Below are 20,528 nucleotides of genomic sequence, written 5' to 3' on the forward strand. Positions count from 1 at the left end.
CCGCACAGCGTCCCGCTGCGCGGTCTTTCGTTACCCTTGGGTATATAACAACCATTGGGAGAATTTATATAAGTTGGAGAGTTCATTTACACAACTTGTATATTATAGAATTCGCCGAATGTACTCTGTTAAAACATCAGCCGACCGGCGATGTGATTGATCTCCAGGATGTGACCTTGCGCCCATCGTTTCCTCGGTCGTATTTGGCAACTGAAGGATCGACACAGCATGATCTCTTGTTTGCCCGTGATAGGCATCCACCGCACGGTAGATGGCGGGAAGCAGAGAAGATCCAAGCATGCCATACGCCCAGATGATATGCGCTTGCGGGTTATTTTTTCGCAGCTTGATCAGAAAGCGCTCCACTGCATTCTCGAACTTGGCCAAGTCTGCCTCATGATACGTCCCGTCTCCGTTGAGGCGTTGCTTGTACACTTGTCCTGTGATTGGATCTGTCCACGCTGGAGACTGGAATGCACCATCGTCATTGCTGCCCAGATTGACTACAATAACATCAGGCTGCCAGGAGCTAAAATCATGTGGCTCTAACGCGCCAAGTTGCTCATTTCGCTCTCCCTTCAGCAGACCGCAGACCTGTTCATAATACGCCGGAATATTGCCATTCGGATTGTTGTCCCAACTGCTCAGCACGCCCCATCCGCTCTGAGAAATGACACGGTACTCTGCATCTAAGGCCTCAGCCGTCATGAACGTATAATTGTGCAGTGCACTGAACCACATGGGTACCCAGTCCTCTTCTGTCTTCGCCCCAATTGCTCCTTCTCCCGAGGTAATGCTATCTCCGATAAACTCGATTTTAAGAGGTTTCTCTTCTACAGGTAGGAACGTGCCATCCGCCTTCACCGCATGAAACTGCAGACTGTTGCTCAGGTCACCACTCATCGCCTGTACATCCTTGATGATACGCACATTTTTGACCGCATTAGGATTCATGCCACGAAATACACAGATCCAGGCTCTACCCCTGGTTAACATCTGACGGCTTACCGGAACACCATTGATAACAATGCTGATCCAGTGCTCAAGCAGATCATAGGAGGATTCTATTTCAACCCAAAATTCCGCACCCTGTACGTTCAATTCGACTGCACTACCTGTCCAAAACAAGGTCAATGGTGACCGCCCGGCCGTAGTTCTACCGTGTATTTTTACATGCTGTACATTCGAAATAGCGATAACCTCTAATTCTCCATTGGAGCTGTTACTCATAGGAAACCTCCTGTTCAATTCATGGTTATATTCTCACTTATCGGATACTACCACCCGGAATGGAGCATGCCCTGTTTCCGCATGAAGAAGCTGTGTGGGTTTACGCAGACGCAGACTGCAGACCAGTCTAAATATAGCCCGCTTCTGTTCAACTTCCACCCATGAAACATCAATCCATAGAGGAACCAACGGGGCATGCCAGCATAGGAGATCCACGGCCTCATCCACTGTAAATTGCCGATGCTCTACATTCTGCGGAGCAAGCACAACCAGCCGCATCATCTCGTCTGCACCGTTCAGCGATTTGTCCAGTTCGGGAGCAGGTTCAATGAGCAAGCCAATCTCTTCATACTCCAGTTGGTCCCGCTCCCTAATCTCTTCGATGGCCTGTATCAGATGTGCTCGGAAGATTACTTTATCCATCTGAGTTATTCGCTCCATAAACCCATGCCCTCCCTGGTCGTGATATGTACTGACACAACTGATGAATCTATCTATATGTTTACACGGACACTCCAACTTATATATACCTTTTATAATTATTATGCACAACAGCAAAAATCCCCTGCAAGCAACCCTGTTCAAGTTCATCATATCAGATGTGCTCAAGTCCATGGTTTGCCCGTAAGGGATATGTTCATTTATTTTTGATTATCGGGGGAAAAAGATAGCCTTTTCCGGCTTCTCTTCTGCGCGTTACAGCACCTTACCCAGGAATGCCTTGGTCCGTTCATGACGCGTATTCTGAAAAAGTTCCTCCGGTGTGCCTTCTTCGACAATATAACCTCCGTCCATGAAGATCACCCGATCCGCGACCTCACGGGCAAAGCCCATCTCATGTGTCACAACAATCATCGTGATTCCTTCATGCGCAAGGTTTTTCATGACTTGTAGCACTTCCCCGACCATCTCGGGATCAAGAGCCGAGGTAGGCTCATCAAACAACATCACACTCGGATTCATGGCGAGTGCGCGCGCAATGGCTACACGTTGTTGCTGTCCACCGGACAGCTGATCGGGATAGGCATCTTTTTTCTGAGACAGCCCTACCTTACCAAGCAGTTCCATTGCTTTTTTCTCATTTTCGGCTTTGCTCAGCTTCCGGATATGTTTGGGCGCCAGCATGATGTTCTCCAGCACGGTCAGATGCGGAAACAGATTGAACTGCTGGAATACCATGCCCACATTCGTGCGCAGCTCGTCGATATTGGTCTTCGGGGAGGTAACCTCCACCTCGCCAATCATGACCTTGCCTGACGTGACCTCCTCCAGTAGATTGAGGCAGCGCAAGAATGTACTTTTGCCAGACCCCGAAGGGCCAATGACACACACTACTTCCTGCTCCCGAATCGTTGTGGAGATATCCTTCAGCACCTCGTTCGCACCAAACTGCTTTCTTAAGTTCTCTACAATAATCATCGGATTGCATACCTCCTTTCAATGAATCGGGAAGCCCGGGATAACAGCACAATAATGATCAGGTAGAACACACCGACTGTACCCCAGATTTCAAATGCCCGGAAGTTCGCGGAAACGATAATTTCCCCGCTCTGTGTAAGCTCCGCAATCCCTATCGCTGATAATAACGAAGTATCCTTAATCGTAATAATAAACTGGTTTACAAAAGTAGGAATCATACGCCGGGTTGCCTGCGGCAGTACCACGAGCCACATGGTTTTGAAACGACTCAGGCCTAATGACCTTGCTGCCTCATGCTGCCCTTTGCCAATAGATTCAATCCCTGCCCGGAAAATCTCCGAGATGTATGCACCAGCATTTAAGCTAACCGCGATAATGCCTGCCGTCATGGCCGGAATGCGCATATCCAGAAACACCGGCAGACCGAAGTAAATGAAGTATACCTGCACGAGAAGCGGTGTGCCACGGATGATATCCACATAAAGCGAAGCCACCAGTCGCAACAACAGATTCAGGGAGGTGCTCATCAAGCCGGAGATCAGACCAATCACCATTGCAAAGATGAGCGAGATCACAACAATTTTTAACGTAACGACCGTTCCCTCTAACAGAAGAGGCAATGCGTCCAGTATGACTTGCCAGGAGGAATCCATCCGTACCACCGTTCCTTTCTACTTCGCTGCTGTTCCTAGATATTTTTCAACGATCTTGTCGTATTCGCCGTTTGCCTGCAATTTTTTCAGTCCGTCATTGATCTTCTTCTGCAATTCAGCATCGCCTTTAGCTACAGCAATTCCGTAGAAGTCACCGTTCAAGCGGTCACCAACAATCTTAAGTTTAGAGTTAGGGTCCACAGCGATTTTATAAGAAACCACCGGGAAGTCTTCGAGTGTCGCATCCGCGTTTTTATTCGCTACTTCCTGATACATGGATGGGCTATCATCAAAATATTTCACGGTTGCGCCATAGGTCTTCGCATATTCATCAGCGAGATTCGCACCTGACGTTCCTTTTTTGATCGCAATTGTTTTACCTTTCAAATCCTGTGGACTCTTAATGTCGTTGTTATCCTCATTCACGATTAAGGACAGTCCAGCTTGATAGTACGGTTCGGAGAAATCTACAACCTTTTTGCGCTCATCCGTAATGCTGATGCCTGCTATTGCGCCATCCAACTGATTTGCTGTAATGGCTGGAATAATACCTTTGAAATCCATCGGCTTGATCTCTACCTCAAAGCCTTCTTCTGCCGCAATGGCATTCATCAGGTCAATGTCGATCCCAACGTATTTTCCATCCTTCTGAAATTCAAACGGAGGATATGTTGCATCCGTACCAAATGTATATTTGGTTACTGCCGATCCACTTGCAGACTGGGCACTGCTGTCTTCTCCTGATTTTGCTGTGCCGCAGGCACTAAGTGCCAGAGCAAGAACTGAAGCCATAACGATGGATGCTACCTTTTTCATGGAAAAACCCCTTTTCCTGATTAGATTGGAATCGACCGAATCGATCATTTGTATTTATGTACGTATTGTATTTCTACACCTACAAGAACTTACGCAATCCTACACATTTTATTAACAACATATGAAAAATAAATTAACACAATGTTGTTTTTGACTACTTTTTTGTACAAAACTCTAAATAATTATATGAAAAACCCTCGTTTTATGTAACTTTATATAACACAAAAGTAAAAAAAGACCCTTGGAAAGGGTCTCTAGAATTTTGACTTACACATACCTGCGCTGTGATATGGATTTTATTCACTTACTATTCTAGCTATTTATTTTCTCTACTGTCTCCATGTAGAATACTTGCAGGAATTTCTTGATGTTTACCTTGCTCTTGTTGTCGCTCGCCTGCTCTTCTTCCATCGCCCGCATCTTCATACGCACGTCCTGAAAATCAAAATAAAGCGGCGCATAATGCTCAAATTTATGATTGCTGTAATCCGTGAGCCCAATGGAGGCGAGATTTGTCAGTGCTGTCAGAACCGTTCTGCGGATGCGCTGCTCCATCGCCTTGCACTCCTTCTCCACTTCCTTGGGCGTTAGCTTGTACTTCTGAGCCACAGCTTCATAGGATTCCTTCAGCGGCGGTAGCTCAGAGGCCTGCTTTTGCTCAATAGCGTACTCCATCAAGGCTATGATATCTTTGCTCCCACTCTCACCGATGATGCCCAGATCCATTAATATGCTTCGCGCCGAATCTCGCACCGTTCGGGTCTGAGCAGGAGCCAGGGCCGGAGCTTCTACCAGATTCAGGCGAGCCATGGACTGTTTGATCTCCTGTACATAACGCTCATACTTCCATTGCTCATTCACTTTATTGAGCACATGCTCTACTTCCACCCGGTTGATCGGTTTGTGAATGAAGAACTCAATCCCCTTCTGGTAGGCCGCTCCCACCATCTCTTTGTTGACCACCTGTGAGATCATAATAAATTTGCCGTTATAGCCGCTCTGCTTCAGGTTCGCCACGGTTTCAATCCCGTCTTGATCTGGCATCAACAGGTCAATCAATACGACATCGGGTTTGAGATCCAGAATCATACGCTGTCCTTCCAGACCGCCCTCGGCCATGCCTGCAAGCTCCCCGGTTCCACAATTCTCGATGATATCCTGTAGCATGCTGCGGCTCACCACATCATCATCCACGATCAGGATCGAAAGTGTCATGGGCATCGGCCTCCTTCATTAGATTGACCCTGGGGATCATGACTGTGAACACAGTACCCCTTCCAGATGGAGCACCTCCTACCTGAATCTGTCCTTCCAGCGACTGAACGATATCACGTACATGGGAGAGACCAATACCTGTGGCAGCAATGCCCACTTCATTAAACTTGGTCGTATAACCGGGTTCAAAAATAACCCCGCGCTTCGCGTCAGGTACACCTTTTCCCGAATCGGTCACCACAAAATGCACATCGGCATCCTGTTCAAACACCCGTACTTGGATCATGCCCTCCTGCTCAATTGCTTCAACCGCATTAGCCAGCAAGTTATTCATGACCGTAAGCAGTGGGATGTAGTATGGAGACTCCCCTTCATATTGTTGTTCAATCTCGATCTTCACCTGTTTGTGCAACATCTCACTGTATTTCCGATTGGCCCTGCCTGCAAAATGTACCACTTCCGACAGACTCATATTGACCGTCTTCTCGTTATCATAAAGCTTCAGCAATCCGGCCAGAATCCGCTGCGAATCCTTCTTCACTTCATGAATCTGTTGAGCAATGCCCAGGGTTCGCTGGCTGTATTCGTTCATGTCCTGCTCACGCAGATCACGATATAGCTCATAACTGTTAGCCGTAATACCTTCAATCGTATTCATCGCTTTTTTCAGGTAAAAAACTTCGCCGTACAGTCCCGAATTCACACTTAACATCTGTTCGATCCGCTTTTCCTGTTCTGCATGCAGGAGCCTAATCTGTCTGACCGCAAAACTGTTATACAGCCCGATGACAAAGTAACTTCGCAAACCACCTACAATCAGCAGATAGAGCCATTCACGCATATAAAAAATATTCGTCCCGCCCAGCACACCTCGCACGAATAACTCCACCAGGTTGGAGGAAAAATCTATACCGGTGATGATACCACCAAGCAATAGCGGGGGAATTTCATGAAAACGGTGTTTGAGCTTGCTTAGCCCATAGGCAAAGACCACATAGTATAAACCTGCTCCAAGGTTATCTTGCATGCTCTCTAGTACGGAGATGGTGTGTATATGGTGAATCAAATCAGCCGATTGGAAAGCTATGCTCGCTAGCCCCGTCAGGATTCCTGTTTTTATATAAGATAAATGGGGCATAATCATCAGCAAAAACAAAAGAATGCTGACCCCGAGGCCGATCCGGAAATAATCTTCCCGAAAGGGATTAATTTTGAACTGTGCACCTACGGACGTAGCCAAGGCAACGGCAACCATCTGCACATTCTCGTTTTTGACCCAATTGCGCATCCCTTAATCCACCTACTATCGCAACGTTCACAAGCCCGTACTGCTACGGCTTACGGCTCGTGCTTCTGATGTTAAATATACTAACATACGCGAGAAACATTAGAAATATTTAAAATTTGGGGATTGTGTCATTCCACTGTTAAACAACATAAAAAGGCTGGAAGTTTGACTTCAACAGCCTTTTTTATCCTTGTCTCCTACCTGCAGGTTTTCCGCTCAACGATTCTGGTCATACGTGAGTATTCCTTGGAGGTTAGGAGTTTAGCTATTCGATCCGAAACGAAACTCCGTAGCTACGGGTTATTCCGTTTCACTGTCAGGAATCTCGAAAGATACCGTGGTCCCCTCGCCCGGCTCACTTACAATGGTTAGTCCGCGGCCATAACGCTGGAGCAATCTACGGTTTGTGTTCGCGATCCCAATCCCGCCTTTACTGCTCCAGGAAGCTTCCTGTAATGCGGCGACTTGCTCAGGTTGCATGCCTTTGCCATTATCCTTGACCTCAATTCGGGTGTAACCCTCACACCGGTTAATGCTCAACCATATCGTTCCTCCGGCAGTACGGCTTAATAAACCATGTTTAACCGCATTCTCCACCAGAGGCTGAATGGATAGAGGAGGCAGACGCAGCGTGAGATTAGACTCCATGTCCAAGACAACAGACAGCCGATCCTCAAATCGTGTTTTTTCGATAAACAGATACGCTTCGACGAGCTCCAACTCATGGGACAACCTCACTAATTCTCCAGTATTGAGGTAGTTAAAACTGATGCGAAGGTAAGATGAAAAAGCTTCTCCCAGCCTGCGCATATGATCCGTATCTATCTCGCTCAGCACCATCAGTGAATTCAGCGTATTAAACAAGAAATGAGGCTGAATCTGTGCCTGCAGATAGGCCGCTTCCATCCGCAGCCGCTCCTTGATAGACTTATTCAGCATCGTCAGTGCTCGTATCCGGTATTTAAGCTCCACGGCATCCACCGGTTTGGTAATATAATCATTGGCTCCGGACGCAAATCCGGTATAAATGTCTGGCGGCTGACTTCGAGCCGTGAGCAGCAGCACGGGAAGCTCTGACATGGAAAACTGCTCACGCACCTTCCGGGTCAGCTCATATCCCGACATGTAAGGCATCATTACATCCGTAATCAATAAATCCCACTGGCGTGTATTTAATAATTCCAGCGCTTCCTGCCCTGAACGAGCGGTTGTAATCAGACAAGGCTCATTAGAAAGAATACTGACCAGCACCTCAAGGTTAACCGGGTCATCATCAACAGCCAGAATGAATGACTTTCCTTCTGGCAAAAGAGGGGGCATTTCTTCTGCCGCTGCGGATTCGGCATGTTCTGAAGCAGTATGCTGTAACACAAAGCCGTTTAATGCTTCCTCCATCATCTTGGAGCTTTGCTCCCACACGGCAGGCAGTGGCTCAGCCAGCTGCGGTTGCGGATCTCCCTGCTCGGCTGGCTGAGCCAGCCGCAGATCAAAGCTGAAAATTGAGCCCGCCCCTGGCATGGAACTCACGGACAGTGATCCGCCATGCAGCTCAACAAGCTGTTTGCAGATATTTAATCCAAGCCCGATGCCCTGTCCGTCCCGTTCATCATAGGGACCCTGCTCATACGGAAGAAAAATTCGCGCTTGCGTTTCCTCGTCCATACCTGTACCTGTATCGGCAACATGAATTAGAGCATGGCTCTCAATAAGCTCGGCACTTACCGTAATCGTACCTCCCTCTGTATGTTTAAGGGCGTTATGCAACAGGTTATACATAATCTGCACAAGTCGCTTCTCATCGGCCATGACCTGAGGGAAACCTTCTTTAATGTCCATTTGCAGCTGCACCGGCTTTCGTTCAACCATGTATCCCAGCATCGTCATGATGCCAGGCACAACAGATTGCACGGATACCGGAGAACACTGCAGTGTAATACGGTGCTCTTTAAGTCGTACAACATCCAGCAGGTCGCCAAGCAGATGAGACATTCGGCGCCCGATCGTAATAAGCAGCTCCATATCCTCTATACTGCGCGCTTCAAGCTTGCTTTTTTCCCGAATAACGACATTATGAGCAATGTTAATGATTCCGTGCAGCGGTGTTCGCAGCTCATGCGATGTGTTCGCGAGGAACTGGTCTTTGATCTTGTCACCTTTTTGCAGCTCCTTATTCAACTCTATAATTTCGTGGGCATTTCTAAAATACTTTTTGAACCAATAGGCCGAAAATCCCGTAATCGCAAACACGATATCCAGCGGATAATAAACGGTCATGTCGCCCCCGAACCTCCCCGCTGCACTCCATAACAGGTTCGATATAATACCTCCAGCAGTTAGAAGCAGGAAGACCGTATCCCGATCCAGTGATACTCTAAAGATCATCGTTGCTACAATTGAAAAGAACCAGAACGCTGAGATCATAGTGAACAGGTTAATCACATAGTAATGACTCATCGCATAAACAACGCTGATAGGCACGACCAGAATGACAGCAATATAAGCTAAAGTGACAGCTGCATAAATTTGAAGCCATTTTTTTCGAATATGAACGAGAGCCAGTCTCTGGAATAACAGCAGGATACAAGCATTTTGCAACATTACACAGATGACCCGCAGCTTGACTCCCCATGTATAGTTTATCGGTAGCCACAGCATCAAGAGGTTATCATGACCAGCCATAATAATGAAACCAACCGAAGATGTAAGAATAGCTGAAACCAGCAAGGCCCGCTCTTGCGGATTGAAAGTATACAAAATACAGGCGTACATTCCATGCAGCATCAGCACAAGAAAGATCGCCAGTTGAAAACCAATGGAACACCAGCGCGCATATTCTACAGCAGCTTCCGAGCCGAAACGGACAGGTTTGCTAATCCCACCCTTATAAGGGCTGTCATAATTGGCTACACGAACAAGCAGTTCAATGGATGTCGTACCTTCCTGATCATAGGTGGCTGTAAAAGCCGTGCCCCTGGGTACATAGCTCACTTCATTGTCCGTCACTCGTCCCATACGATAAGCGTTCTCTCCGTTAATCTCGACATCGGATGCACTGCGGATATCTTTGAACCAGAAGGTCACGGATGTCTGAAGTGGATCAGTCAAAATACGCAATCGATATGTCGCATATCCAAGTGAATTTCCCCCATCCGGTTTAAGCTCTTCCCTCCAGTCCCCTGGAACCCGAACAAGCTTTCCTTTGGCATTCTCCCCTTTGTTCATAAGCTGCTGACCCGTTAATAGTTCATGCGAGTACAGCTCCCACTCTCCGTTCAGATACATCACAGGAGACTGTTCCAGATCGCCCCCTCGCAAGTCAATGACGCCATTCACGGCGCGATGTTCATCCGTAATCGGAAATAACTGAAACCACACCCAACGCGTACCTAGCAATACAGCAAAAATAGCCAACATTATCCATATGTAGTGATAACGCTTTACCCATCCTTTATCCTGTGCCTTCATCCCATCGTTTGCCCCGGCTCAGTTAAGCCCAGCTTCCAGTCACGATACCAATGACGAATCTCTTCACTAATTGGAATGCCCAAGTCCTGCTCCATTCTGCTCATTAAGAGCCGGTATTGCTCTTCTACACCAAGGTCATGATTTATCTCATCATATAGTTTCATGAGCATGAAGTAGCTTTCTTCTTCGTCAGGTAACATCTGCTGAATCTGCTGCATGTTCTCGACTACACGTTCGTTCTCATCCTGCTTGAGATAATAGAGATTGAGTTGTCTCATATGGTACAACCACAGGTAACGTAATCTCTCCCGCTCAGGTTCAGCCCAAATAAAGTCGTATTGTCCAAAATAGGTGCCCTTGTACCGATATAATGCCTGTTCATAAGCTTGAACCGTTCCGGGCTGCACTTCCCTCCATGCTTTCATCTCCTGCTCCCACTGCTCACTGTCCAGCTGAGCATCCCCCACTTCAAGCTTATAGCCCGCTTCCAGATGCGCACTTTGAATTGTAATCATATCCATACCACAAGCCTTCAATGTCTGACGAACATGATACATCGTAGTGTAGAGTTGATGCGCTGTCTTCTCTTCTTCCATTCCCGGCCACATCAGGTCCAGCAGCACACTGCGATAAATAACCCGGTTCCGATGATGTAGAAGGTAGGCAAACAACTCCTGAGCTTTGCTGGTACGCCACTTGGCGATCTGCGGCTCTTTGCCTGGCAGTTTAAAGCTTATTTGATTGAAGCAGCAGATCAAGGGAACTTCTGTATCCATCACTCGCTGTTCACATCTGACGGCAAGCTTCTCCCGCACACGTTGCAACGTCCGCTTGAGACGTTCCGTCTGCACGGGCTTCATCACATAATCCAATGCCTGAAGTTCAAAGGCATGAACTGCATATTGATCATAGCTGGTGACAAAAATAATCTCAGTACCGGGCACCGCGACCTGAATTCGCCGCCCCAAGTCCATTCCATCTATTTCTGGCATATGGATATCCAGAAATACCACATCCGGCCGATGCAGCACAACACCTGCCATCACCTCAGCCGGATTCATATAGCTGGCAGCAATCTGAATGCCGCTTACTTCTTTCTCTAATAACTTTTGCAGTCCGATCAACGCAAGGCGTTCATCATCAACCAGAATGACCTTCACAGGAGCTTCCTCCTCGACCCAGAGGTCTTGATTTTTATTTATACTATTATATCATACGTGTTTGCCAAATCAGGTCCCTGTTTCCATTTTTAATTTTCTGCAATTTAATTGTATAATGGACATAATGACAGGCCAGAGCCTGTTCTTATAGAGAGGAAGATCACACATGTCAGATGTAAATCAGAGTTTTGGACAAGCCCTTGTTAAATCCCTCGTAGGGGAGCGCGGACATATTCGCATAACCAAAGCACTGCCCGATATTGATGTGGAGCTGGCGGGACGTACGCACGAGGCTATGCCCTATACCATTTATCAATTGGTTAAACATATGCACTACTGGCAGAATTTCATGCTGGAGCATGTTGAGGGGCGCAAGCCGCAGATGCCAGCCAACGTAAGCGAGAGCTGGCCGGTAGAGACAGGCCCACAGGATGAAGCAACTTGGCAAGAGGATATTCAGGCATTCCTGGGCGGAATTGATCAAGCCGTATCTATCGCAGAAACCGCACAACTGAATGATCCGCTTCTCTTTTTCCCAGGCGAAACCAAAGGTGGATTACTGCGCAATATCGCCTCACACAACTCTTATCATCTCGGCGAGATTGTGCTGCTTCGCCGTTTCTATGGCGCATGGCCGCCTCCAGGCGGCGGATTCCCGGCATAATAACGAAAGAACGTACGGGAACACATCCTCGAATCTGCGATTGAGGAGTGTAAACTACAACAATGGCAGATAAAGGCCTTGCAACATATGGTACACCGCAGACGAGAAGCCGCATGGGGGTGCACCCTGCGGCTTCTCGTTCATTTAGGATGTTTTTTAATTGTAACTGCTTTTCATCTTTTGGCACGTAAGGCGTAAACCCGGTTGTTCATCAAAGTGTTTATCGCGTTAACCCTTGGATAAACGTTTCAAAGTTCGGTGCGAGCGGTGTAATCTTTCGCTGGTTCTTATCTACGTAGACGACCTCTGGCTCACCATCATTGCCGAAGGAACGATAGTCCAGCATGACAACCCCTGCTTCGGCAGGCGCTTTCGCAATGACCACCCCAATCTCGGGATAACCATCACGTTCAATCACAGCCCAGCTTCCTTCTTCACCGCACAGGGAATGGCGTTTCTCACGGCCAATACCTAATATCCCCTCAATCTCGACATGTCCGGTTTCTCCAGACTCTTCGTTTGTCACGGGGAAAAAGCGGTTATATGGAATGCCTCCGTTATGCTCCTTCATCATCTCAATGTAAGAGGCAGGCAAGCGGAATACAAGTTGTTCTTCCACCGATTCAATCAATCCATCGCTTGGCAGATCAGACACATACTGCTCCAGAGCCAATTCACTGTCATTCCAGAATTCACCGGATACGGGTACTGGATCATCATGGACTAAAGGTATAGAAGAGATCACCACCGGTTGCTCTTCGGCTGTTGTTTTTTTCAACTCACCGTCTTCGTCATCTTCACCCGTTACGCCCTCGTCCGCGTCCTCATCCTCTTCTTCCTCATCGTCCCGGTTTCGAATCCATTCCAGAAACTCCAGCGTATCTTCATCCCCAGGCTCCAGTTCGTCGGATCGTTCAAAAGCTTGCTCTGCCTTGTCGTATTGTTCCAGATAATAATAAGCCAGTCCAATCCGGTATTGCCAGAGCGGGTCATCTGCCCCCTCTTGGGCCACGGTCAGAAATTGTTCCACAGCTTCTTCATATCGTTCCAGATTGTTTAAGGCCCGGCCCAAGTGATTCACCAGCGCATAGTCTCTCTCTTCTGCAGGAATCTCCTGCACTGCTTCTACAATTTTCTCGTACTCATCTTGCTCATGCCAAGTTTCCAGTTGCTCCAATAACTCTTCGTTCATCATCGTGCCTCCGTTCCTTCTTCTCATCATTATGTATTGAAAATTATACCACTATACGGAACCGCTTCTCCAGCGAAGAGGGAAACGGTCTACATCGCAATGCTATTTAAGATGAAAAGTATAAAAAAGCAGCCCGACCTCATGTTATCCATTCAGTCAGGCTACTCAAGCTATTGCTTCCTTCGTTAATTCAGCATTTCCACACAATCGTACACCCAACCTGCACTTAACCAATTGCCAAGGTCGCTGGAGCCGCTGATCGGTGTAATGGTGATCGTATTGGCACCGTTAACAAAGTGTGATGCAGGAATATTCCAACTGAAGGTGGTATTATTGCCCCGGTACGTGCCGATGGTGAAACTACGAGAGTTCGGCTGAGCAGAAGGCGCTGGATTACTTAATGTGCGTCCATTAATGGTTACACTTGGTCGGCCATTAATGTAAGCAGCTGTGATACCGATATTCAGCACATGTGAGGAGGATGCCTGCGCTGCATTTAAGTTAAAATTCACCGTTGTAGGCGAGTTCTGACCCCGGAATTGAATAGCCGGAAAACGATTCGTTGCACTGCCCGGAGTATACGTTACCGGCCCCCAGCTTGGGTTGCGACTGTCCGAAGGATGACGAATTGGAATCGTCTGTCCATTCAGGAACTCCCGTGGTGTCCCGTCCCAGTTCCCAATCCGCCAGATGCTGGAGGCTTTGCTCGGATCATTGTTGATGGTGCGGGTGTTCACCGTTGTAGTTTGTCCCGCATTCACGTTCACATTTTCCGTGTATACGGCAAGCTCACCTTTATACACCGTCATGGCATATGTTCCCGGAATCATGCCGTACTTGGTTGCAGACCCACTCGATGATGCATTTGCCCAATACTGAGCGTTGCTGTTCGCAAATCCAATTGTATAAGCATAACCTGCATCCATGCCAGAAAGTCCATTCAACACCACATTCCCCCGGCTGGTCACCCATCCTTGCAGATTTAATCCTGACATCCAGCTAAAATCAGGTGCCGCAGGAGTGCCACCAGTTGTAAAAATAAGGGCATACGGCCCATGCAGACCAAGACGCCAGTTCTCCGTCTGGGCATGTCCCGAGTTCATATAATTATAGACTTCCGTCTCAGAACCGCTCTGGAACTGAATATCACGGAAGAAAGGCCCGCCTGAGCTTTTCTCTCGGTTGCCGTAAGCCATGAATACACCAACTCCGTTGCCCGTTACCCCTCGAACAGACAGGTCTTTCGCCTGATCATTACCATAATATTTAGAAGCTGACTGTCCATTCGCGAATCCGAATACATCCTGACTTTCAATCGCCCCCGTATTACCCCTGTTGTTCGAGTTCACCGGCACACCGGTCAGCACACTCCCATTGCCGCGGAAAATATAACGAAGCTCTCCAATAGACGGCTGTGCCGTAATATGGGTAGCCATATAGATAATATTCTCACCACCGCGCGAAGCATAATAATGCGTTAATGTGTTGGTAGAAACGGTGATTAATACCGTTGAACCCGAAGGTGATCTATTCCACGTCACATTCGCGGATGACCCTAAACCTGAACCAATATGTGATCCTCTATTACTGTTCAGCTCCGTTCCGTTCATCTTGGCCGAGATGATATCTCCATTGGTTTTGTTGACCACATACACAAGTCCTGACCCGGTATTTACCTCGATTCGGGAACCATTGTCCGTCACCTGAATGGTGGCTGCATGGCTCTTTGAAGCAGGAAAAGCAAAAACGGAAGCAACCATGGCGATGAACAGCAGCATACTCGTCCATTTTTTTACCAAACGTTGAATCATGTGAATATCCCTCCTGATTATCATCACATTATGAAGCGCTTACATTTTGATGTATGCTCAACCTCTACGGTGGATTGTGATGTGCCACATCGTTTGATGTGTACCTCTTAGTTGCAATACTTCCGTATTAACCTCCTTTCCCAAAACACCTTTTGATACGATTTTCTTACAATTACATTATCATAATACCATTATATTACATATCCATACAATGATAAGCTTCCCGTCCCTATGAATACTTCTTTTTCTTGCGCACAGAAGGTTTTTGCACCCGCCCTTTACGTAAGTTATATTCGTACAGGTAATAATCCATATTTTACTACAAACTCGGATGACATAGATGTCTACAGCATCATTCACAACAAAAAAACCGAAACGGCTCGCATATGCGAACCGCCCCGGCAATCTTGATCGATCATAGTAGGATGAGATGGGATGAGATTTGAATTACAGACCTGCAATCAATGATTTGATCGTGCTGTCGCTTTCCAGCGCACGGATGATGATCGTTACCGCTTCAGCGCGAGTTGATTTGCCGTTTGGCGCGAACTCGGAAGCTGTCAATCCATTAACCAGCTTCGCGGATGAAGCAAGTTCAATCGCTTCAGCAGCCCAGTTTCCGGCTTTTACATCACTGAATTTAGTCGGAGCATCCGTAGCCAACGTATTCAGATCGAGAACACGAGCAATGATAGCTATCATCTCGGCACGAGTGATCGTTGCATTCGGCTTGAAGGAGCCATCTGTGTATCCACCGATTACACCCTTATCTGCCAGAGCACCGATATATCCAGCAGCCCAGTTAGAACCTGCATCTTTGAAGCTATTTGCTGCTTTATTCTCACTAAGTCCAAAAGCACGTGCAATCATTGCTGTAAATTCAGCTCGTGTTACAGGAGCATTCGGCTTAAACGATCCGTTCTCATAACCGTTAACGACACGCAGTTTCAGGGCAATGTTAATATTTTCGTTAGCCCAGTGACTCGCGATATCACGAACGGCGAATTGTTGATTCTGGGTTGCCGCAATAGCATCGCTTACTGTTTTCAGCAAACTATCCGGGTTAACAACTCCAGATTTGAACGGACTTGTCGTTGTACCTGGATTAGGCTGTGTGCCCGTCGATGGCGTTGTTGTGCCTGGTACAGGTTGTGTTCCTGTCGATGGTGTCGTTGTACCTGGGCTAGGCTGTGTGCCTGTTGAAGGTACAGTCGAAGAACCGCCGCCACCATTTCCTGGTGTAGTTCCTGTGTTGGTTGTATCTGTGATCACTAAAGCAATACGATTGTTTTCATATACAACTTGTGTGCTGTATTTTGACGGTAGTCCTTGGACGTTAACGGAGGTGAATTGACCCGTTCTTTGGTTTGTACCATGAGTAACTAGTGTGAACGTACCTGCACCCGGTACATAACCGTTACCAAAATTCACATCCAACTCCCCAGCTGCTTGAATCGTACCTTTCACATCAAGTACATCTGAAGCTGTCGCTACATTCAGTTCCAACACCCCTGTTGATCCTTGAGTGAAGTTCCCTTCAATGTTCCATTTTCCGTATACACTTTCGGTCACTGTACCGCTGTTGTTTGTAACGTTACCTGTACCAAATGCCGAAGGCGTGTCGCCTTCCAATGTACCTCCGTTGATCTCTGTACCACCGGAATACGTGTTGTTACCTCTTAATTTCAGGGTACCGCTGCCTTCTTTCGTCAATTTACCTGTACCGGAAATATCGTTTCTCCACACATCCTGTGCATTGAATCCGCCTTTAGCCGCATCCATCGTTACTTTCACGTCATGATTGAACGCACCGTATCCATCTGCAGCAGCAAACAAGTTAAGACGTCCCCAGCCTTCTGGATCATCCAATACCGGATAACCGGAAGCAATCGCTGTTGTCGCCAGTACTGCACGACGTTGCTGGTCGGACAAGTAAGGCTGTCTTGTTTCAAGCAACACTTCTGCACCTTTAGGTACAGCAACAGGTTCGTTCGTTGAATCGATCTGCGGGAATCCATATGTTAAACGTTGAGTGTATTCTTCTTTATTCTTCTGATAATCCGTGAACCGATCTTCTGCTGTTCCATTTTGTTTCAACAGGATATCATGTGCCTGCTTGTACGCATCTTTTTTCAACTGTTGATTGTCTGGATCATTCAAAGCCGAAGCTGCGAATGCCGTCGCCAGTACACGACCTCCCATAACATCAAGCGGTGAGTGCATGCCGGCTACAATCCGGTCATCTCCCATTTCAGATGCACGTGTCATTAATTCCTGAAATCGCTCAGGAACAGAATATGCCAGTGCGATTGCTGCAAGGTAGGAGGCATTGGTGTGACCACTCGGGAATCCGCCATCAGATTCTGGAGTGCTGCTTCTCACAGCTTTAAGTGTAGGTACAATAATCGATAAATCATCTTTCCAACGGAAAGGTCTCATATATTGGTAAAATTTCTTGGCTTGTTGTGTTGAGGCGTAGTCCCCCCGCACTTTACCAACCAGATCTACCATTTTCCCAAGTTCAGAATCGGAGTTTCCTCCTTTGTTGGAATCATTCGTATCTGAAAACTTCGTTGTTAATGCTTCTTGCGGAATATAGGTAATAGAAGTGACCGTTCCGGACATCTCACGATATACATTCGTTAATACGCCAAGCCCTTCAACTGCTCCATACGTCTGGTTTCTTCGATCGGTATAATAAGCTTCCTCTTCATCTTTTGCGGTACGCGTTTTAGAAAGGTTTTCCACGTAATCAATATTGTAATCCAATACCTGTTCATTCAGCTTGGTACCGTTATTCCAAGCTGATCCCGGTGTCCATAATTGAAGAAACTTCGAGAGAGTGCCTATGGCTGGGTTGCCATTAACCGTCATGCCTGCACCCGTGTTATTTTTGTACGTGTCTACAAAATATCCCCACTCTGGTTGAGGTGGCAATGGAATGGTTGTCTCATCTGATGCAGCGAGCACGTTGCTTGCGGCAAAGGTATTGGATAAAAGAACGACTCCCATCGCTGCGGCGAACAATCTCTTCTTGTTGCGTTTGATCACTTTCGTTTTCAAATTTGTCGACTCCCATCGTTTTATAGTTGGTCTCGGTACGGTCTCAATGTAGCATTGGGGCCGCAAAACCAGCAATAAAACAATTTCGTCATTGTATCAATTTCGACGCAATATCATAAATCCTCAACATTTTACATCAAGTTAATATAAATCGTGAACCTTACTGAATTCGGGTAGTGTATAATTTGGGCCGGGAGGAATGTTTGATGAAAAAGTGGAGCTCTGCATGGGCGGGACTAGCCCTGTCTTATGGTTCAATCGTCATCGTTATTGTGCTGCTGATCTGCTCATTTTTCTATATCTATTTCTCACGCAGTTACAATGAAGAATTAAGAAATAAGAATCAGCTGATTCTTGAAAATACAGCACGTACTATTGAAGGAACCGTACTCAAGCGGGTGCAACAGATGTATGTTGACCTCTCTCTTAATAAATCAGCCAATATTCGTCTCTTTACCGATCAGGAGGATCGAAATGAATTAAATCAGGTGGTAGACCTGCAAGAACTGCTCAAAGCCAAGGTTGCCGCCAATACCGATATTGTTCAAGGCATTCATCTCTATTATCCTGCACGTAATATTATGCTCTCCTCGCTCTATGGACTGCGCTATAAAGCAGATCAGAGCGAAGGGTCTGTGTATTATGCGGACTGGCTTCAGGAGATGCGCACCAGTAAACATAACAGCCTGTGGACGCCAGTACGTCATATTCCAAAGGACATTTTCTCCAGTCAGACAAGCGAGAATACCAATGGTTTGTTCACGTATGCGCACAGCTATCCTTTTCGCTCAACAGGAGAAACCAGTGATGTCATTATCGCCATAGATGTCAAAGAAGAGGCCGTGAATGCAATCATTGAGAATATGATGCCTTCCCAGTATCAACATACCGTAATCGTCAACGCTGCCGGGAATGCAGTGAGTCGATTGCAAGAACAAAGTGCCGGACAGTCTGATATGTACACCGCAAGTCTGAAGAAGACGCTTGAGCTAGGCCACGCCAAAGGTAGCTTCGACGAGAAGATTGGCGATGCACCATATGTGGTTTCCTATCAAACGTTACCATCGACTCAGTGGATGATCTACAGTGCTACGCCATCCAGCTACTACTATGAACAGTCCATCATGATCCAGAAACTTATTCTCGGGATCTGTCTCATTGCGCTGTTGATCGGGCTGATTTTATCCGCTGTGCTTGTACGCGCGAATTATAGTCCGATCAAACGACTGGTGGGCCGCATTAAGGATCTTTCTGGGACTACATCTCATCAGGTTACCAATGAATTTCGCCTGATCGATAATGCCTTTCTTCATCTCAAAGAACAAGTGAATCATCTCGAAGAGACTGTACATGCGAACAGTGCGGCTGTAAGGCACAAAGCTGTGCTTAACCTTTTGCAAGGTAATCCGGAACACAGGCCATGGAAAGAGGAACGTGCTGCTCTTGGTATCGCAAGACAATACAAGGAATACTGCTGCATGCTGATGAATACCGGTTCAGCGATTGCTGAAAGTGGCTCATCGAAACAGCCTGAGACCATTGCCAAACTGATGCATGGGCTGGAGTGTTTGTCCTTGCAAGATAGCCGTCTCATTGCAGAAGAACTGCCAGATAAGCGATTTGCCGTCATTCTCTGTACCGATGTGGCTTCAGAAGCATTATTGGACAAGTTCGCCGAGCTACTGCTCGCCGAGACACGTCAGCAGCTACAACCAGACATTCAGCTGTCTACAGGCTGTTGGGTCAAGGATCTACGTGATATTCATCAGAGCTTCAACGAAGCACAAGTCTTGATGAAATATGCTTATCTTTTGCCAGAGCTGCACATTCTGAAAGATCACTCCCTGCTTCAGCGTGAGCACAGCCTGGATGAAATTCCGCAGACTTTGCTTGCCAAGTTCAGAGACAAACTTCAGAGCAGGCAACTTGATGAGGCTGTAGGCACCATCGAACAAGTGGTTGAACAAATGCGGGAAGGACAGTTCCCTGCGGATTATTGCCATTTTATCCTGTCAAATATGGTGTTTATCTACTCAGATGCAGCCAAAAACGTTCGTTATAAGCACCCGTTGCAGTTCGGACACCCTGATCTGTATCACGAATATACAAATCTGCATGATATATTGGCATACCGCAACTGGCTGACAGCATCAATCACTACATTTATAGAAGAAACCGAGAATCGTAACAGTGATCGAGCCGTCTCCACCATCGAGCTGGCGAAGCAATATATTGAAGCCAATCTTTCGGATGACCTCTCACTTGAGGCTGTTGGAAGCAAAGTATTCCTTAGTCCCAAGTATCTGAGCAAGCTCTTTAAGGAAGAAATGGGTGTCACCTACACCGACTATGTAACATCAAGGCGGATGGAGCAGGCCAAGCTGTTGATTGAAAACAACAACATGACCATTGACCGGGTCGCAAGCTCGGTTGGTTACGGCACAACCGCCTATTTCATTAAACGTTTCAAAGAAATGTACGGCTGTACACCGGGCAATTATGTACGCAATCTCTCTTCGGCAGCAATATCCGAAGCCGGATCATAAGGATGA

General features: G+C 47.0%; 14 protein-coding genes. 2 read left to right on the forward strand and 12 right to left on the reverse strand.

Features of this window, described 5'->3' with window-relative positions; genetic code table 11:
• Positions 1-102: 102 nt before the first annotated feature.
• The 9 genes from ACT89M_RS27900 to ACT89M_RS27940 form a co-directional block, all read right to left on the reverse strand.
• Positions 103-1,230 carry an SGNH/GDSL hydrolase family protein gene (locus ACT89M_RS27900; protein WP_154889840.1) on the reverse strand — a complete coding sequence of 376 codons (1,128 nt, stop codon included), beginning with the start codon at positions 1,228-1,230 and terminating at the stop codon, positions 103-105.
• Between the two features lie 33 nt (positions 1,231-1,263).
• Positions 1,264-1,671: a hypothetical protein gene (locus tag ACT89M_RS27905; RefSeq protein ID WP_154889838.1), complete on the reverse strand. Its 408-nt coding sequence runs from the start codon at positions 1,669-1,671 to the stop codon at positions 1,264-1,266.
• Between the two features lie 255 nt (positions 1,672-1,926).
• Positions 1,927-2,649 carry an amino acid ABC transporter ATP-binding protein gene (locus ACT89M_RS27910; RefSeq protein ID WP_090923440.1) on the reverse strand — a complete coding sequence of 241 codons (723 nt, stop codon included), beginning with the start codon at positions 2,647-2,649 and terminating at the stop codon, positions 1,927-1,929.
• Complete coding sequence (locus tag ACT89M_RS27915) at positions 2,646-3,302, reverse strand: amino acid ABC transporter permease (protein WP_154889835.1); 657 nt, start codon at positions 3,300-3,302, stop codon at positions 2,646-2,648. The genes ACT89M_RS27910 and ACT89M_RS27915 overlap by 4 nt, the downstream gene beginning before the upstream one ends.
• An 18-nt stretch (positions 3,303-3,320) precedes the next feature.
• Positions 3,321-4,118 carry a transporter substrate-binding domain-containing protein gene (locus ACT89M_RS27920; RefSeq protein ID WP_221787566.1) on the reverse strand — a complete coding sequence of 266 codons (798 nt, stop codon included), beginning with the start codon at positions 4,116-4,118 and terminating at the stop codon, positions 3,321-3,323.
• A 312-nt stretch (positions 4,119-4,430) separates the two neighbouring features.
• Complete coding sequence (locus ACT89M_RS27925; RefSeq protein WP_154959504.1) at positions 4,431-5,333, reverse strand: response regulator; 903 nt, start codon at positions 5,331-5,333, stop codon at positions 4,431-4,433.
• Positions 5,305-6,621 (reverse strand): sensor histidine kinase, encoded by a 1,317-nt coding sequence (locus ACT89M_RS27930; RefSeq protein ID WP_154889829.1) that lies wholly within the window; start codon positions 6,619-6,621, stop codon positions 5,305-5,307. The genes ACT89M_RS27925 and ACT89M_RS27930 overlap by 29 nt, the downstream gene beginning before the upstream one ends.
• 300 nt (positions 6,622-6,921) lie before the next feature.
• Entirely contained in the window at positions 6,922-9,903 is a 2,982-nt protein-coding gene (locus ACT89M_RS27935; RefSeq protein WP_487344956.1) for an ATP-binding response regulator, read from the reverse strand.
• 179 nt (positions 9,904-10,082) lie between these two features.
• Positions 10,083-11,246 carry a response regulator gene (locus tag ACT89M_RS27940; RefSeq protein WP_154889825.1) on the reverse strand — a complete coding sequence of 388 codons (1,164 nt, stop codon included), beginning with the start codon at positions 11,244-11,246 and terminating at the stop codon, positions 10,083-10,085.
• A gap of 166 nt (positions 11,247-11,412) precedes the next feature.
• Between ACT89M_RS27940 and ACT89M_RS27945 the strand changes: the two genes are divergently transcribed.
• Positions 11,413-11,910, forward strand: coding sequence for a DinB family protein (locus tag ACT89M_RS27945; RefSeq protein WP_154889823.1), 498 nt, complete (start codon positions 11,413-11,415; stop codon positions 11,908-11,910).
• Positions 11,911-12,130: 220 nt separating this feature from the next.
• Here the strand turns inward: ACT89M_RS27945 and ACT89M_RS27950 are convergent, their stop codons facing one another.
• The 3 genes from ACT89M_RS27950 to ACT89M_RS27960 all read right to left on the reverse strand — a co-directional run bounded on the left by ACT89M_RS27950 (position 12,131) and on the right by ACT89M_RS27960 (position 17,961).
• Positions 12,131-13,102 (reverse strand): SMI1/KNR4 family protein, encoded by a 972-nt coding sequence (locus ACT89M_RS27950; RefSeq protein ID WP_308723277.1) that lies wholly within the window; start codon positions 13,100-13,102, stop codon positions 12,131-12,133.
• Between the two features lie 185 nt (positions 13,103-13,287).
• Positions 13,288-14,913 carry a rhamnogalacturonan lyase B N-terminal domain-containing protein gene (locus ACT89M_RS27955; protein ID WP_308723271.1) on the reverse strand — a complete coding sequence of 542 codons (1,626 nt, stop codon included), beginning with the start codon at positions 14,911-14,913 and terminating at the stop codon, positions 13,288-13,290.
• Between the two features lie 447 nt (positions 14,914-15,360).
• On the reverse strand, positions 15,361-17,961 hold the full coding sequence (locus tag ACT89M_RS27960) for an S-layer homology domain-containing protein (RefSeq protein ID WP_373323301.1): 2,601 nt from the start codon (positions 17,959-17,961) through the stop codon (positions 15,361-15,363).
• A gap of 221 nt (positions 17,962-18,182) precedes the next feature.
• On the opposite strand from ACT89M_RS27960, the gene ACT89M_RS27965 reads away from it, so the two are divergent.
• Complete coding sequence (locus ACT89M_RS27965) at positions 18,183-20,522, forward strand: helix-turn-helix domain-containing protein (protein WP_487344957.1); 2,340 nt, start codon at positions 18,183-18,185, stop codon at positions 20,520-20,522.
• Positions 20,523-20,528 lie beyond the last annotated feature (6 nt).

It is taken from the genome of Paenibacillus sp. NN59, from assembly GCF_057597225.1.

What these genes read in the sequence shown, in the direction of transcription:
- ACT89M_RS27910 (WP_090923440.1), bottom strand. Translation starts at nt 2,649, where the DNA reads ATGATTATTGTAGAGAACTTAAGAAAGCAGTTTGGTGCGAACGAGGTG.
- ACT89M_RS27900 (WP_154889840.1), bottom strand. Translation starts at nt 1,230, where the DNA reads ATGAGTAACAGCTCCAATGGAGAATTAGAGGTTATCGCTATTTCGAAT.
- ACT89M_RS27905 (WP_154889838.1), bottom strand. Translation starts at nt 1,671, where the DNA reads ATGGAGCGAATAACTCAGATGGATAAAGTAATCTTCCGAGCACATCTG.
- ACT89M_RS27925 (WP_154959504.1), bottom strand. Translation starts at nt 5,333, where the DNA reads ATGACACTTTCGATCCTGATCGTGGATGATGATGTGGTGAGCCGCAGC.
- ACT89M_RS27920 (WP_221787566.1), bottom strand. Translation starts at nt 4,118, where the DNA reads ATGAAAAAGGTAGCATCCATCGTTATGGCTTCAGTTCTTGCTCTGGCA.
- ACT89M_RS27945 (WP_154889823.1), top strand. Translation starts at nt 11,413, where the DNA reads ATGTCAGATGTAAATCAGAGTTTTGGACAAGCCCTTGTTAAATCCCTC.
- ACT89M_RS27935 (WP_487344956.1), bottom strand. Translation starts at nt 9,903, where the DNA reads ATGTATCTGAACGGAGAGTGGGAGCTGTACTCGCATGAACTATTAACG.
- ACT89M_RS27965 (WP_487344957.1), top strand. Translation starts at nt 18,183, where the DNA reads ATGAAAAAGTGGAGCTCTGCATGGGCGGGACTAGCCCTGTCTTATGGT.
- ACT89M_RS27950 (WP_308723277.1), bottom strand. Translation starts at nt 13,102, where the DNA reads ATGAACGAAGAGTTATTGGAGCAACTGGAAACTTGGCATGAGCAAGAT.
- ACT89M_RS27915 (WP_154889835.1), bottom strand. Translation starts at nt 3,302, where the DNA reads ATGGATTCCTCCTGGCAAGTCATACTGGACGCATTGCCTCTTCTGTTA.
- ACT89M_RS27955 (WP_308723271.1), bottom strand. Translation starts at nt 14,913, where the DNA reads ATGATTCAACGTTTGGTAAAAAAATGGACGAGTATGCTGCTGTTCATC.
- ACT89M_RS27930 (WP_154889829.1), bottom strand. Translation starts at nt 6,621, where the DNA reads ATGCGCAATTGGGTCAAAAACGAGAATGTGCAGATGGTTGCCGTTGCC.